General features: G+C 42.3%; 10 protein-coding genes. 6 read left to right on the plus strand and 4 right to left on the minus strand.

Annotation, left to right across the window (positions count from 1 at the left end; genetic code table 11):
• From HZA77_08250 to HZA77_08260, 3 genes are all read right to left on the minus strand, one after another.
• On the minus strand, nt 1-711 hold a 711-nt coding region (locus tag HZA77_08250), incomplete at its 3' end, for a diguanylate cyclase (protein ID MBI5375412.1).
• 430 nt (nt 712-1,141) lie between these two features.
• The gene (locus HZA77_08255) at nt 1,142-3,427 is read right to left on the minus strand and encodes a S8 family serine peptidase (GenBank protein ID MBI5375413.1); all 2,286 of its coding nucleotides are present in this window, start codon (nt 3,425-3,427) and stop codon (nt 1,142-1,144) included.
• Between the two features lie 186 nt (nt 3,428-3,613).
• Nucleotides 3,614-6,253, minus strand: coding sequence for a TonB-dependent receptor (locus HZA77_08260; GenBank protein ID MBI5375414.1), 2,640 nt, complete (start codon nt 6,251-6,253; stop codon nt 3,614-3,616).
• A gap of 199 nt (nt 6,254-6,452) precedes the next feature.
• On the opposite strand from HZA77_08260, the gene HZA77_08265 reads away from it, so the two are divergent.
• The 6 genes from HZA77_08265 (at nt 6,453) to HZA77_08290 (ending at nt 13,133) form a co-directional block, all read left to right on the plus strand.
• Nucleotides 6,453-7,181 carry a hypothetical protein gene (locus HZA77_08265; GenBank protein MBI5375415.1) on the plus strand — a complete coding sequence of 243 codons (729 nt, stop codon included), beginning with the start codon at nt 6,453-6,455 and terminating at the stop codon, nt 7,179-7,181.
• Nucleotides 7,182-7,448: 267 nt separating this feature from the next.
• Nucleotides 7,449-8,777 (plus strand): MFS transporter, encoded by a 1,329-nt coding sequence (locus HZA77_08270; GenBank protein ID MBI5375416.1) that lies wholly within the window; start codon nt 7,449-7,451, stop codon nt 8,775-8,777.
• Between the two features lie 121 nt (nt 8,778-8,898).
• The gene (locus tag HZA77_08275) at nt 8,899-9,837 is read left to right on the plus strand and encodes a DUF362 domain-containing protein (GenBank protein ID MBI5375417.1); all 939 of its coding nucleotides are present in this window, start codon (nt 8,899-8,901) and stop codon (nt 9,835-9,837) included.
• Nucleotides 9,838-9,887: 50 nt separating this feature from the next.
• Complete coding sequence (locus HZA77_08280) at nt 9,888-11,504, plus strand: 4Fe-4S dicluster domain-containing protein (protein MBI5375418.1); 1,617 nt, start codon at nt 9,888-9,890, stop codon at nt 11,502-11,504.
• Between the two features lies 1 nt (nt 11,505).
• Nucleotides 11,506-12,033: a hypothetical protein gene (locus HZA77_08285; protein ID MBI5375419.1), complete on the plus strand. Its 528-nt coding sequence runs from the start codon at nt 11,506-11,508 to the stop codon at nt 12,031-12,033.
• 2 nt (nt 12,034-12,035) lie between these two features.
• Entirely contained in the window at nt 12,036-13,133 is a 1,098-nt protein-coding gene (locus HZA77_08290) for a DUF362 domain-containing protein (GenBank protein MBI5375420.1), read from the plus strand.
• Between the two features lie 385 nt (nt 13,134-13,518).
• Here HZA77_08290 and HZA77_08295 read toward each other — a convergent pair whose 3' ends face one another.
• Complete coding sequence (locus HZA77_08295; protein ID MBI5375421.1) at nt 13,519-13,821, minus strand: HigA family addiction module antidote protein; 303 nt, start codon at nt 13,819-13,821, stop codon at nt 13,519-13,521.
• Nucleotides 13,822-13,860 lie beyond the last annotated feature (39 nt).

The following is a 13,860-nucleotide window of genomic DNA, read 5'->3' on the forward strand; positions in this document are numbered from 1 at the left end:
GTAGTGATGTATCTGGTTATCCTTAAGTGAAAGTATCGGCTGGAACCACGGGCTTATTCTGTCTTCCTCAAGAGCGTTTTTAATCCGATCCTTCCATTCAAGCCTTGAGTGCATCTGTTCTAAAACACGATCTTCCGATAAATACAAATGACAGCAGTTCCCCTTTTTTTCCTTTGCCCGATACAGAGCAGCATCAGTTTTGGTTAACAGCTCTGATGTAGAACTGCCATGCTCCGGATAAATACCTATGCCTATGCTGACCGTGGAAGAAATCGGTATCCCAGCAAAATGCGTTTTCTCTATTTTTAGCCTAATCTCTTCGGCTAACCTGATTCCTTCCTCTTTGTCTCTTTCAGGTAGGAAAACTCCAAATTCATCGCTTCCCAGATAGCCGACTATGCAGGCGCTACTCGTATAATATTTTATTAAATCGAAGTTTATGACCGTGTCTTGGATAAGCACGGCAAGACGATGTAGAAGCTCATCTCCAACGGAGTGCCCGTAAATGTCGTTGATTGACCGGAACTCGTCAACGTTGATTAAAAGAAGCACGCTGGTTTGATTTGAAGTATCTGCCTGGGATGTTAAATTCTTAAACAATTCCATAAAGCAGGTGCGGTTGACAAGCTTTGTGATCATGTCACAGGAAAGAGCAGTGAAGTTTTCGAAATTATATTGCTGAGAGCTAGGGGTATTTATATTTCTTTCCATTACAATCCACTCAGTCTTTTATTTGTTGTCTTTAAAAAAAGATATGTTTTGAGTTTCTAATACATGAAAAGCAAATATTGACCTACTATAACGTAAAATATTTAAGAAATCATTATTTATTTTAAACTATTTTTGAATTACGAAATAAAATATGGACACCGGAATGGACACCAAAGCCAAAGTGCCCACTCGAGAAAAGTCGTCGGAGTATTCCGCTCCAAGAGGAAAAAATCTGGTGTCCAAATAGTGTCCATAACATAGCGAAAATGACCTATTTTGACCTCACAGAACCTAAGTCAGAAACAACTAAATTGTTTCTATATTTCAAAGCGTTATCAATGATTTCAAAAACTTAGAAAAACTACCAAAATCAGATCCGGAGTCTGCCGCTCTATCCAGCTGAGCTACGGGCGCAAAAAAAGTAATGTATTCAGGAACAATTTTTCGCTAATATCTTCACCTTAAAAGCAAAACCTGATATCTCTGAATTTTGTAAACGAAAATTAACTGAAGATGACCCGCTTGCAGTCAATGTACCATAATAGTAATAAGGAACATTTGCATAAGGCGCACCATCTATTGTTACATCCATATATCCATCAGGTGAAAGCACTGAAACCGATGGGGAAGAGAAATCGTAAAGTACTATCCTTGATTCATAAAAATTGGCAGAGCTAAGATTTGTAACATCTACAGCACCTGAAAGCACCTTGTTAATTGAATCCCAGAAAGGAACACCGCTCAATGAAACTTCTGTATCAGAAACCGGATAATATTCTGAACAGGAAGTTGTCCAGCCCAGTGCTGCATAAGCATCTATCCTCTTAAATGTTAATCCCGTAGCAGAATCTGTTACAGGCACCCCGGTTGATTTGAATTTCGATTGAATCTGCGTCGGAGTCATAGCAGTTCCATCAAGCTTTTTGGCATTCTGTTGGATTAAAGCTGCCGCACCGACAACATGAGGAGCTGCCATCGATGTTCCGCCATAGTACGCGCCGCCATCAGAAACTTTGATCTGACTTCCCGGAGCCAGCAGGTCAAGCAAGCTGTTCCTGTTGGTAAAACATGTTATTTTGTCCGCATCAGTTGTAGAATCCGTACACCCGGGAGATCCGCTCCACGAGAGGCTTCCCCAGTCTTTGGAATAAACGGCACCGACAGATGTAGAACCGGATGCACAGGCAGGCAAGCTTATCCCATTGGTATAGCCGTCATTGCCTGATGCAACCGAGACAAAGATACCGTTCGCTACAGCGAGATTCACCATCTGTGAAATATAAAACTGGTCACAGTATAACGAACTATTGTATTTCCCACCGTCTCCAAAACTCATATTTATCAAGCTTATCCCATATTTGCTTTTATTGGCTATACACCACTCTATCGCTGCTGCAACATCTGAAGCTGATCCGCTACCGCTCTTATCCATTACTTTCAGCGCAACAAGTTTTGCTCCAGGGGCAACTCCAGCGTACACAGAATCCTCCGAGGCAATTATCTTTGCAACAGCGGTACCATGATTATTATCATCAAAAGGGTCATAATCATCGCTTATAAAGTCATAACCTCCAATAACTTTCTGACAGTTATTTAAAGGTTCTGTGTTTGTAATTCCATCTGCAACTTTTGTAATATTAAATCCAAAACCATTTACTGATGCATCGCTTATCATCCTTATTGTAACAGTATTTCCTGGAATTGAGTGGCTCCAGAAGTTATTGTTATAATTCCCGGTCAATGTCTGTATGATATTATTGTCTCCATCCAAAAGATAGATAAAATCAGAACCGTTTTGAAGCTCTATTTTCTGGAAATATACTGCTATATTTGCATATCCCGGTTTAGTGATAGTCCATGAGTTATCATAATTTACAGGATAATCATGGGGTGAATCAAGGGTATAAGTCTCCTGGGCTGTTATAGTTATAAGATCCGAAGGAACACAGCCTCCAAGCGCAGAATTCTTATAATTTACGCCGGTATCTATAACTGCCACTGTTTCACCTGTTCCATTTATATAATCAGAATTTATTCTCACAGCCTTTACATCATTGCCGTTTATCAGAGGAACACTTACATCAAGGTCAGGCGTTATCCTTTTGTTCTCAGATATAATAAGGACATCTTTATTCTTACGTAGAATTCTGTACCCCCTTTTGGTGAGTATACCGCTAAAGGCCGGGATTTTTGTAAACTTTCTTTTGGTTTCAATTAGGCTTTCATCAGTTCTTTTTTTCCTATCCAGAGTTGAAAGGATACGTTCAACCATTTCCTCTTCGCTTTCGTCTGAAAAAGTACTGACACTCTCTTCAAGGTTTTTGAGTTTTCCTGAAAGCTTCTTTATTTTCCTGCTGAGTTTGGCTTTGTTGTCTTTAAGATCTTTAACCAAAGATTCATCTGAATATTTAGCTTTAAGTTCTTCTTCGATATCTTCCAGAGACCTCTTTTTTTTCGCAATATTGTTATTAATGCGGGAACAGAGCTTTTCTGCCCTTTGAGTGAGACGGGAATAGGCAATGCTCTCAGGGTTTTTTAAAACTACGATAACATCGGAGCGGTCATTTTTTTTATATTTATTGATTACTCCTGATTCCACAAAAACTCCGCAGGCATTAAGTTTTACTTTTGCATTAACTATACGCGGGTGGAAAAAACAAGATGTCATAAACAATATAATTGGAATAGCTATCTTTGCAGCATTTCTAATCTTCATAATGCGACAATCAGTTACAATTTTAATACAATAATCAGTCAATGCGGCAACAATGCGGGAGTATTAATAAAACAACAGGATAGAAAAGCAAGTGTTATTTGAAGTGGCACTAAAAGCAGTTTGCCCGTCCACTGCGGACGGGCAAACTGAATTAGCTTATATATATAACTAGGAAGTGAAATTTACCTAAAATTTCGCTTCTATACCTACTGAATACTTCGCGACGTTAGAAGGTATTCCACCGTCTTCATAATAAAGTTTGCTGAATACGTTATCTATTGCAAAATTAATTTTAACCTTGTCACCCCATATTGGCTGGGCTACTTTGAAATCCCAAATCCAGTGTTCCGCTTGGGGGAATTGACCGCCCGGATAAGAAGCTGTGGTAAAAATTGTGCGGCTCTTGAATCTGCCGGTAATATCCATATTCATCCCAAATGGGAAAGTATAAGATGTTCCGACTTTCAGAATATGAGTAGGAGTATATTCTATCATGTTGCCTCCTTTGAATATCGGCCCTACCCCTTTACCGTCTACCAAATAAATATCCTGCGGAGTCCCCTGGCTGAAATCAAAGGGATTTGGGTTTCCTACTATATGTCTCTGGAATGTATACGAAACATTAAGATCCCAGTTTTCTATTGGGTTAAACTCAAGTGATGTGTCAAAACCCTGCGCAACTGCTTTCGGACCATTGATGAATATATGTGCTCTGTTCTGACCAAAATTCTTTCCTGAAGCTAACTGTGCGGCTTTTGAAATTCCAAGTACCTTTTCACTGTAGGTTGAAGCATCATATCCAAGAATAGCAAGAGGTATAGGAATCTCAAGTTCAGAATAGTCATCATAGAAGTAGGCAATGTCGCCTTTTACATATTTTGTCATAAACATGAAACCCATTTCATATGTCCAGTTTATCTCAGGTCCAAGGTTCGGGTTGGCAAAAAGTTTTCCGTCTGACTGGGCAAACCCGTTTGTCCTTGCAAATTCAGGGAATCTTCTCGCTCGTCCGACAGAGAACCTCACGCTTGTTCCGGGAGCGATGGAATAATTTACTCCAAAACGGGGAGAAAGCTCATCAGAAAATGTTGTCTGAAATCTGTTAGCCTGATCCCACCTTGCACCTAATGAAAAAGTGAAATCCTTTATAGACTGCATATCCTGAAAAAAGAATGAATCCACTTTCCTTGTTGCGCTCAGGGTTGTGTAACTCATATCAGGAGACATGGTTTTTGACCACTGGTATTCCTGCCCGAAGGAAACTGTGTTCCCGTCAGCAATATCAAACTTATATGAAATATCATTTGCAAAGTTAAAACTTCTGTTCAGTATAAAGTCCGGCGCTGCTCCAAATGGGCTTTGAGTACCGTTCGCGAAAGCGTCTTTTATTCCGGTTCTCGCCTCTTCTTCTTTGCTGTAATCAATAAAATCATTAACAAAGATAAAATTTGCTATATCAGTGCTTTTCATCAAACCTACTCTGAAGTTGTAAGTCAGCTCCGGTGTAATATCCCATTTGTCGGCAATATTAATAGTATCTCTCCTGTTTGAAACTTGCAAAAGGTACTGAAGAAAAGTGTCATCTGCCACCTTAAGAGGAATGAAACCAGGAGACGCCAATGCTGTATAAAAATTAAGGTATGAATAGGATGGACTGATTCTGAGTTTATTATTCTTAAATAAATTTATGCCCAGGTTAAGAGAGGCATTATATCTTTCACCCTTGTCGTGGTCACCTACATCGAAAAGCTTATTAGGGTTTTGACCTACAAGAAATGGAATTTCCCTCCTCCCTCCAGGGACAAGTTTTATGCCGCTGGGAAGTCTTCCCTGTCCCGGATGCTCTTTAGCAAAAAGGATGTAAGCATTTCCAAGCGGGTTGGTGTCGGCAGTTGTAAAACCGCTTGTGTGTGAATATTGCAAGCTTAAAGAATAGTCAAAAACTTTATTTCCCCAGCTATGTGTAAACGCATAGTTTTCTATAAGCTCCCTTTCAGCGCCATGCCTCATCTGATAGGTACCATAATTCACCGATGCTTTTGTAAAAGCGACCTTCTGTCCTTTTTTCGTTATGATGTTGACAACACCTGCTGCTGCCTGTCCTCCGTACTGAGCTGAAGATGCTCCTTTAAGAACTTCAATCCTCTCAATATTTTCAGATGGGATCTGATAGATGTTTGCATATCCTGACCCCGGGTCATTTGAAGGAACTCCGTCTATAAGAAGCAATATACCGGCAGATGCGACTTTCGGAGGAGCAACGGTTCTGCCTCTTATTTTTATTGTCTTTGAGAATTCTGAACTTCCTGATTCTACCTGAACGCCGGGGGTGTTTTTGAGGAGGTCAGAAGCATTAGTGGCAACAGAGATTTTATCAACATCTTTTTGCGAGACTACGGAAACAGTTGCCGTTGTCTTTGAAAGGGGAACTGTCAGCCTCTCACCTGTTACAATAGTTTCCTCTCCTCGTATTACCATTTGCTCTTCCATGGAGAGGTTAACTGTATTTGTTTCTCCTTCTATAATCATGACATTAGAAGCTTCAGCAGGTTTATAGCCAAGAAGTTCTGCCCTTAGCTTATATGTTCCCGGAGCAAGATCTATGCTATATTCTCCTTTTTCATCAGTATAGACAAGGATATTTGTCCCCTCGACCGAAACCGATATTCCTGGCAAAATCCCTTTGCTTGACTTGTCTATAACTTTTCCTTTGACTGTTCCTGTCTCTGCTGAACACACGACACTGCCAAGAGAAATTGCGAATACTGTAAAAAAGATAATGACGGTCATTGACAATTTCTTTTGTTTTAGTAGAACATTACTCATTGCCCCCTCCTCCGTATTTGGTGGGATTTTATTTTCAAAAGTTTTTATTTTTTTTGCCTTTTCCTTGACAACAAAGCAAATTTAATTGTTGACTATACCATCGCTTTTTTTTCGTGTCAAGAAAAGTGAGCTCATACTCGGAAATTTATTTTTTAGTTTTTTACAACGTGTTAACAACCAAAAAAGGAGGAGCTATTTTATGACGTTAATGCCGGATGCTTTTTTGAATTATGCCTATTTTTGGAGGAAGAAATGGGCTGAAGAAATGATAAATCTTCAGGGGCCTCCAAACCCCCATAAGATGCTCGTTGACACAACAAGAATACTCCCCGCTCTATGCACAGCAACCAAGGGACCTGACGGTTCGCTGCTGACAAATGCCAAAATCATAGGAGCCGGGTTCGTACCAAAGAAAGACTATATGATAGAGGTCACAAAAATATTCAAGGACCATATAAAGAAAGAAGGGATGGCTGCTGATTCGACATCAGCTTTCGGGCGGCACGAACATGCCACCAAGGAAGACAGAGAAAAGCTTCGCGATTACCAGAAAAAATCATTAATAATGCTCTCAAAGTTGATGTACCTTGAAAAAGAAGTAGCGGGACAAAAGATGGATTTTTCCAAGGTCTGCACAATAGAGCTTGGTCATCAGTATCCTGACAAACCAGGACATACATGGGATTATGTGCAAAAAAGCGACAAGGCAACGCTTCTTTATTTCACTCCTCCTGTTTTAAGTTTTGAATTAAGATGCAGCGTTGAAGTCCACACAGAAGGACCTTACTTTGATTTCTCTCATGGAATTCACGATGCATACTTTGGAGAGGATCCAAGTGAGACACATCTTCCTGTTTACATATTCAACGTGGAAGAAGTCTTTGACAACAGCGCAACACCTCAGGGATACGGCAAACAGATAGCGTAAGAAATAATGAATGAACCTCCATGGATTTTACTCCGTGGAGGTTCATCATATTCGCTCGCAGACATTTATAACATCCCAGACAATTGCACGTTCGGAGAACGTGCCCTACAAAAAATGTTGTTTGGTTTCCACATCTTTTACAATTCTCACAATAAAAGCTTACAAAAATTAACCAAAATAATTTGACTTAACGCTGTGAAATCTGGTTTTAATTTAACGATTTATTTTTTTGCATTCATCAAGGTAGGAAAATCAAGGTGAAAAAATATGACAAAAGATAATAAGTTCCTCGGGATTACTGTAGCGCCGGATCTGAGCAGGAAAAACTTCATCGGAGTTTTCTTAAACTCTGCCTTGCTGCTGCTAGCCTACATGATACCTACCATCGCATTGCCCCGTTTCCTCAAGGAAACAATCGGCATAGGCGACGCTAACTTCGGCACTATAAATTCGGCGATACAGATAATAGGCTCGGTGACTGTAGTTATATTTGTAGGTTTTGTCGGCTCACTCTCAGACAGGTATGGCAGGAAGATATTGCTTTTCTACGGAATGCTTGCCAGTACTGCTGCGTTTCTAATCTATTCGCTTCCATTATCCGCCTCTGCATTCACAGGATTGCCGGCAATCTACTTCGTTTTTCTATTCCACTTTATCTTAGCCATCTCTATGACATTTGCATTCCCGCAGCCAATGATAATCACAGCAGACTACACAGATTTTAAAAGCCGCGGAAAAGCAATGGCAATAAGCGCATCGATGATGGGGATAGGCGTTACCTTTTCATTTTTTATTTTTTCCGCAGTGCAGAAAATTTACGGCGTATATTCATTATTCTTGGCAGGTGCAGGGATTTGTTTATTATCACTCTTTGTGACAAAGTTCATGGTCATTGACAGAAAGCTTCCTCATCACGAAGGAAGGGGAAGCGAACGTCAGTCAACTCTTCAAAGCCTCAAGGAGGTATTCGCAGAGCTTAAAATCAATAAAGGGCTGAGGTTTTGCATTGTATCAACATTCCCCGCATCATCAGACAGGATAATACTCGGTATATTCATAATGATATGGGCTGTTGAAAGCGCTCCTGATTTCGGCTACACAAGAGCGCAGGCAACTGCCATGGGAGGAATAGTAGTCGGGCTTTCAAGCATCTGTGCGCTTGCCTTTACACCTGTCATGGGAATCCTTGTTGACCGGATCGGGAGAAGGCCGATTCTCGTCAGCGGACTTGCTTTAAAGGGACTAGGATTCCTATTGTTAGGCTTAACTTCAAATCCTTTTTCTGTTGCCGTTAAACTCTGCGGCATTGTCACGGGTCTTGGCGTAGCAGCGGTCTCAGTAAGCTCTTCAACACTGACTGCCGACCTTGCGCCAAAGAAGATACTCGGCTCAGTGATGACAACCGCCAGCATAGCAGGATCGCTTGGAACACTTTTCTTTGTCCAGTGCGGAGGTATCATTTTTGACCGGATCTCCCATTCATCTCCCTTCATCCTTGTAGGTATAGCCGATTTACTTGCTCTCATTTATGGATTAATTGTCTGGACACACGTGCCAAAGATCAACCGCCACGCAGAATATAAGGAAAGAACATAAATATCCAACCTAACCATCCTGCTCTAAAAATATTTGACAGTCATATATTCAATGATTAATTATAAGCTGTCTTAAAGGAGAAAAAACACACTTGCCCTATAAAATCGACAGACGCGAATTCATAAAAAAATCCGGCAGAGCTGCGCTTGGTGTCACAGTTGCAGGTGGAGCGGGATATCTTCTCCTTGGAAGAGAAAAATCAGAAGAGAGTGCCCTCGCAATCCAGAACAGGGACTACTCCATTGCCGGCTTAAAAGAATCTCCGGTTTTAGGCATCGCTGAAGGTGAAGATATCGCGAAGCTTGTTGATAGGGTTGTTGAAAACATAGGCGGCATAAATAAGTTCATCAGCCGGGGAGACAAGGTCACGATCAAACCAAACATCGGGTGGGACCGCGTCCCGGAGCAGGCGGCAAACACCAATCCCTTTGTCATAAAACGTCTTGTCGAGCTGTGTCTCAATGCCGGCGCGGCACAGGTGATTGTTGTTGACGTGTCCTGTAATGACGCAGTGCGCTGTTATGAGAGAAGCGGGATAGCCGCAGCCGCAAAAGGCGCAGGTGCAATCGTAAATCTCCCCAAGGAAAGAAATTTCAGGAAGCTTAAAATAAACGGCACCGTATTAAAAGAATGGCCAGTTTACAGAGATTTCATTGAAGCGGACAAGGTAATCAATGTACCCATAGCCAAGCACCACAATCTCTCCGGACTTACCATGGGTCTTAAGAACTGGTACGGTATTTTAGGAGGAAGGCGCGAGGCATTGCATCAGAACATAAGCGAAAGCATTGCAGACCTTGCAGCGTTCATGACCCCAACCTTTACGGTTCTCGATGCCTACAGGATACTCACGGCGAACGGCCCTCAGGGTGGGAACCTTGATGATGTGATTGAGAAGAAGACCATTGCCGCATCAACCGACCAGATAGCAGTCGATGCGTTCGGCGCAAGCCTTTTTGGAATAGAACCGCTTAGCCTGGGATTTTTAGCTGAAGCACATAAAAGAAAGCTTGGCGAAACCGATATTTCGAAAATCAAAACAGTGAGGAGTGCTGTCTGAAAAAAACAAAAAAAACCGGGTCTATAAGATGGATAAGAACGTTGAGGATAGTGTCACAGACATTTTTCCTCCTATTGTTCATCTTCTTTATATTCCAGAGCGAATACAGGGGAACTTTTGAAAATGACGTAACTGATATTCATCTTAATTACCCTGTGCAGATATTCCTCGAGGCAGATCCCTTAGTCGGTATAACTACATCGATTGCGGCTCACACACTCTTTGAAGGTCTTAAATGGAGCATCCCTGTTCTTATTCTCTCCATGCTTTTCGGAAGATTCATCTGCGGATGGGTATGTCCTCTCGGCACACTGAACCACCTTACCGGCACAGCAGTGACCGAAAAGAAAAGAAGCGCATGGATAAAGGAAAACCGTTACAAAGAAAGTTTCAGGATAAAATATATCGTCCTCATAGTAATGCTCGGAGCTGCAACGTGTACAAGCCTTCTCACTGGTTTTATGGATCCCATAGCTCTGCTTACAAGGTCGCTTGTCACCTCTGTAATTCCTGCTTTGACATTAAGTATAAGATGGACTCTCGATTCCCTCTCGCTTACAAATATGAAATTCATCCAGCGAGCAGGGGACATTCTTTATAATCTTGCAGACAAGAGCGTGCTGAGTTTCACACAGCCTCATTTCCACCGCGGCTATATCATCGGAATAATATTTATAACCATTCTTCTACTTAACCGCCGCATGCTTCGCTTCTGGTGCCGCATACTCTGCCCGCTTGGCGCGCTTTTAGGTGCGGCATCATGGTTCTCGATCTTCGGAATGGAAAAGAGGAATGAAAAATGTACGGATTGCAATCTCTGTCTTGTAAGCTGTCAGGGTGCATGTGAGCCGATAGGGAGAGTCAAATGGCGGGCGCCCGAATGCCACATGTGCTTTAACTGCAGGGTAGTATGCCCTGAGGATGTAATACGTTTCAAAGTGATGCCAAAGGGCGTGGATATAATTGAAACCCCGGACATAAGGCGCAGAAAGGTAATTACATCAATTGCCGCAGGGCTTGTCATTTACCCTTTTGCACGGACAAGCGACGAAGTAGAGGTGAACTTCAATGAAAAGCTGATCCGCCCCCCCGGCTCGCTTGCCGAAAAAGATTTCCTTGCAAAGTGCATAAAATGCGGACAGTGCATGAAGGTATGCCCCAACAATGCCCTTCATCCCGCATCATGGGAGGCGGGTCCTGAAGGAATATGGACGCCGGTTCTTATTCCGCGAATCGGCTACTGTGAATTCAACTGCACACTCTGCTCTCAGGTATGCCCCACGGGAGCCATAAAGAAACTGACAGAAGCTGAAAAAACCGGCAAAAATGGTGTACCTGTAAGAATCGGAACAGCATTTTATGACAGGGGGCGGTGCCTTCCCTGGGCTATGGCAACTCCCTGCATAGTCTGTGAGGAATGGTGCCCTACTCCCAAAAAAGCAATACGTCTTGAAAAAACTGAGGTACGCGCCCCTGACGGCAGGATCATAACAGTGCAGCAGCCCTATGTTATCCCCGAGCTTTGCATCGGATGCGGAGCCTGCGAGACAAAGTGTCCTGTGCAGGACAAAGCCGCAGTCTATGTCACATCAATTGGTGAGACAAGAGCGCCTGATAATCAGATACTCTTAAACCCCGCTGGTCCAAATAAAAGGAGAAAAAGCTGATATGAATTTTAAAACTGCAAATGTCATTTTGATTATTGTAATGATTTTTTCTCTTAGTCTGATTTATGTGCAAACTATCCATGCTGAGGAAGATGGGCTTGCCTCACTCCTCCCTTCGGAGATGAAAGAGAAGGGATTTACCAATCCATATAAATATGAGTTCTACGATGATAGGAATCTCTTTGATTACATAGATGGCGGCGCTCCATATTATATAGACAGGGGTTTTGAAAGGCTCGTCACAGAGGCTTATTCAAAAGACGGCGAATCATTCACGGTTGACATCTACAGGATGAAGGACGCTAAAAGTGCGGTCACACTCCTTGAAGGAATGAAAAAGAAGGGACTTCCAAAACCTGCTTTCGGCGCAGACGGACAGGAGGGGAAAAACCAGACAGAATTCATCCGCGGAAAATACTTTGTAAGGATAACAGCCTTTAAGAGCGACCCAAAGACTCTTGCCGTCATAAAAGATTTTGGCAAAGCCGTTGACTCCAGAATTCAGAAAAAAGAGAAAGGGGCAAAGTAATTATGAAGAAGCATCCGGAAAATGACACAAAAGATATTTCAAGACGGAATTTCCTGAAGGGCGCAGTCGCAGGCTCTCTGGGAATAAGTGTCCTCTCATTGCCTTTTACATCGTCGTTAAATGAAAGTGCAGCAATGGAAGCCGCAGTCAACAACAACTCATCATCCTCTGGGGCAGCGGGCGTTCCTAGGAGCGGTCTGAAAGACCTTTTCATGAAAGACGGAAAACCTGTTGTCGTGAGCATTTCCGGAGGCGAGAAGATAAAACGCCTTGAAAAGGGAATCGAAGCCCTTCCGAACTTTGCCTCGATAATGAAGGGAAAAAAGATAACTCTAAAGCCCAACACAGTTGCCGCTGGTCCCTACCCTGTCTCATCGGATCCGGAGCTGGTCATTCATTTATGCAAGATACTTAAAGACTGCGGGGCGGCAGATGTTTCAATCTATGATGCATCGGGAAGGACTGCCGCAAAATTTTCTATGATGGGACTTGAAGCCGCAGCGGCAAAAATAGGTTTTAACCTTGCCCCTGATGAACCGGGAAATAAGAGTCTATTCAGAGCTGTTACAAATCCTGCATGGCAGGTAATGCCTGTCATAGACCTTTCCAATTATCTTTGCGGGCGCGACATTATAATAAATATGCCGACTGTGAAAAGGCATTCCGAAGCTGGTTTCAGCTCTTCGATGAAAAACCTTTTTGGCTGTGTTTACGGACCGAACCGCTATGAGAGCCATGCAAGGCTCCGCCAGCGCCAGAACCCTCAGGAGTTCGAAGAATCTTTCAGGATTCCATTCCGCATGCTTTCAGCGGAGTTCTCCGATGCCGTAAGGTGCGAGCTTTCAGTTGTTGATGCCGCAGACCTTCTCACAAAGAGCGGTCCACTGCTTGATGGTGCAGAGATAAAGAAAGGCGTAAACCAGATGTTCATCTCAGGTGATATCGTAGCCTGCGACACGTTAAGCTCAAAATTGATGGCAGAGCATGACTCAACCTACAGCGAAGACATGTGGAAAGATGCCCTCGCCCACGCAAGAAAGCTGAGATTAGGAACAGATGATTTAAATGCAGTGAGCCTGGTGAAATATAATCTGGGGTAAAGAAAAACAGGCTACTGCGATTTTGAGTTTCATGAGTAGATTTAATTAGAAGAATCCCTCTATGCTCTGCATCGGGATAAATTGTTGTCATCCCCGCTTATTCTTTGTCATCCCCGCGAACGCGGGGATCCAGAAATGAGGTATTATTCAGACTGACTGATTCGGTCCCGTTCCTATGTTGCTCTTACATATTACAAATTTCTCCATGCTTCATCTTCTTCCGGTTTATTCCAGTCTTTTTTAAGAAATGATTCACCGGTAATAGCGATATCAAGTTTTTCTTTTGTTTTTTTTGACTTCAGAAAATGCACAACCTTCCCATTTGTTTCCTACTAAAAAATCTAATAGAAAAGATTACATTTGTGTTCTTTGGTTTCTATTGCTACTACCCATTGACATAAACGTGCACCTCTTTATTAAGTCGGCCACTTAATCGGTCTTTTTCAATTTCAAGGTCATACCGTGCTTGTAGATTTATCCAAAATCGTTCTGAAAGACCAAAAAAACGTGACAGCCTCAAAGCAGTGTCAGGAGAAATGGAACGTTTCCCCTGAACAATTTCATTGATACGCCTTGCCGGCACACTAATATCTTTTGCCACTTTATATTGGCTAATTCCCATAGGTTTAAGAAATTCTTCCAAGAGGATTTCACCAGGATGAATCGGCTGCAGCTTTTGCTTAGTCATTTATAGTCTCCTAATGATAGTCAGCGATTTCTACGTTGT

The organism is Candidatus Schekmanbacteria bacterium, from assembly GCA_016219965.1.
In the GTDB taxonomy this organism is placed as follows: Bacteria; Schekmanbacteria; GWA2-38-11; order GWA2-38-11; family J061; genus JACRJM01.

What these genes read in the sequence shown, in the direction of transcription:
- HZA77_08290 (MBI5375420.1), top strand. Translation starts at nt 12,036, where the DNA reads ATGAAGAAGCATCCGGAAAATGACACAAAAGATATTTCAAGACGGAAT.
- HZA77_08295 (MBI5375421.1), bottom strand. Translation starts at nt 13,821, where the DNA reads ATGACTAAGCAAAAGCTGCAGCCGATTCATCCTGGTGAAATCCTCTTG.
- HZA77_08255 (MBI5375413.1), bottom strand. Translation starts at nt 3,427, where the DNA reads ATGAAGATTAGAAATGCTGCAAAGATAGCTATTCCAATTATATTGTTT.
- HZA77_08260 (MBI5375414.1), bottom strand. Translation starts at nt 6,253, where the DNA reads ATGAGTAATGTTCTACTAAAACAAAAGAAATTGTCAATGACCGTCATT.
- HZA77_08265 (MBI5375415.1), top strand. Translation starts at nt 6,453, where the DNA reads ATGACGTTAATGCCGGATGCTTTTTTGAATTATGCCTATTTTTGGAGG.
- HZA77_08285 (MBI5375419.1), top strand. Translation starts at nt 11,506, where the DNA reads ATGAATTTTAAAACTGCAAATGTCATTTTGATTATTGTAATGATTTTT.
- HZA77_08270 (MBI5375416.1), top strand. Translation starts at nt 7,449, where the DNA reads ATGACAAAAGATAATAAGTTCCTCGGGATTACTGTAGCGCCGGATCTG.